This is a genomic window from Pseudomonas sp. P7758, from assembly GCF_013386485.1.
Taxonomy (GTDB): domain Bacteria; phylum Pseudomonadota; class Gammaproteobacteria; order Pseudomonadales; family Pseudomonadaceae; genus Aquipseudomonas.
This window is the reverse complement of sequence record NZ_JACARS010000224.1, coordinates 1-1,488: the sequence shown is the minus strand read 5'-3', so window position 1 is coordinate 1,488 and position 1,488 is coordinate 1. Positions and strand designations below refer to the sequence as shown.

Genomic DNA, 1,488 nt, shown 5'->3' with positions numbered 1-1,488 from the left:
ACCTCACCCCAACTACCATCACCGCTCCACGGGCACCGAAAGCCCCGAATTCCCAAGCGCATGACTACGCGCATCAAAAAACCGCAACTCCACCTCCATCCCCTCAAACAACTCCGCAAAACGCCGCTTCTGCTGCTGGATAAACCCTGCACTGCGGCCAAACACCGAAATCGCCAACGTGCTGATCTTCGCCTGTCGAATCGCCTGCACCAGATGCACATCCTGCGCGCCGAGGTGATGCCCAAAGATGCATAGCCCACCTTCATGGCCCAACAACTGCTCATAACAGAACGACAAATAGTCAGAACTGCGAATGGTCTTCAGCTTCTCCTCAACCTTGCCCTCGCTGACAAACAACGGCACATCATCCAGCGTCTTGATCGTGTTGTTGATCGCAAAACTGCTGAGCAACGTGCTGTCAGTGGTCGGCAATTTACGCGCCGTACCGTCAAGGTTACGCACAAGGTGCAAACCACCATGCAGATACAAAATGCGCGTGGTGTCGCAGGCAGTATTGCGCAGGTCAAAGCTCGCATCGGCACTGCGAAACAGATCGTCGATGCCCGGCGCATGCAGGATCGCCCAGTAGTTGAGCAGGTCGTAATTGCTGGTGAACACCGTCGGGTAACTCGCCAGCTCCTGATGGAGGGTCGCCAGTGTCGACGGCTTCACCAGGCGCCACGGAATATGCACGCTGTGGATCGTATTGATCAGCGCTTCCTTGATCGCGTAATAGCGATTACGCGGCGCAGCCGAGCTGACCGCCAGGGCCTTGTTGACCCGGCTGGTGGTTTTCAGTGCACCCAGCACCTGCTCGAAGCTGCGGGTCTGCATCGCGTCAAACACGCTGAGTTCGGACTGGCTCAGAGGTTTTTCTTCCACGGTGCGGGCGTTTTCGAACAGCGAGTCGTAGGCAAAATCTTCCCACACTGCGCGGCTGGCGCCGTTGCCGATCAGGATCCCGCTGATGGCGGTACTGCTGCGCAAGGCGTTCCAGTCTTCTAGGTGGGCATCAAAATCCTGGGAATCCTTCATTGCGGCGGGTCTACTCGAAATCGGCTGGGCGGTGACTTTATCACGAGCGGGCGTTGATCCTGGTCAAGATGCCGCAGGCAATCGAGGTCGATGCTGTAGGCATAACGACTTTAAAGGATTAGCCACCATGAGCAGCACCTTCTTCATTCCCGCCGTCAACATCATGGGCCTCGACTGCCTCGACGAAGCCATGACCGCGATTCGCAACTACGGTTTTCGCAAGGCGCTGATCGTCACTGACGCCGGGATGGCCAAGGCAGGTGTGGCCAGCATGATCGCCGAGAAGCTTGCGATGCAAGACATCGACTCGGTGATCTATGACGGCGCCAAGCCCAACCCGAACGTCGATAACGTCGAAAAAGGCCTGGCACTGCTGCAGCAGAGCGCCTGTGATTTCGTGGTGTCACTGGGCGGTGGCTCACCCCATGACTGTGCCAAGGGCATTGCCCTGTG

The 1,488-nt window shown here is 57.5% G+C and carries 2 protein-coding genes; one reads left to right on the top strand and one right to left on the bottom strand.

Annotated features, from left to right (window positions below; genetic code table 11):
• Nucleotides 1–18 precede the first annotated feature (18 nt).
• On the bottom strand, nt 19–1,035 hold the full coding sequence (locus HX873_RS30850) for a DUF4917 family protein (RefSeq protein ID WP_003212103.1): 1,017 nt from the start codon (nt 1,033–1,035) through the stop codon (nt 19–21).
• Between the two features lie 127 nt (nt 1,036–1,162).
• On the opposite strand from HX873_RS30850, the gene HX873_RS30845 reads away from it, so the two are divergent.
• Nucleotides 1,163–1,488: iron-containing alcohol dehydrogenase (locus tag HX873_RS30845; RefSeq protein WP_177123742.1), on the top strand; the 326-nt coding region annotated here is incomplete at its 3' end.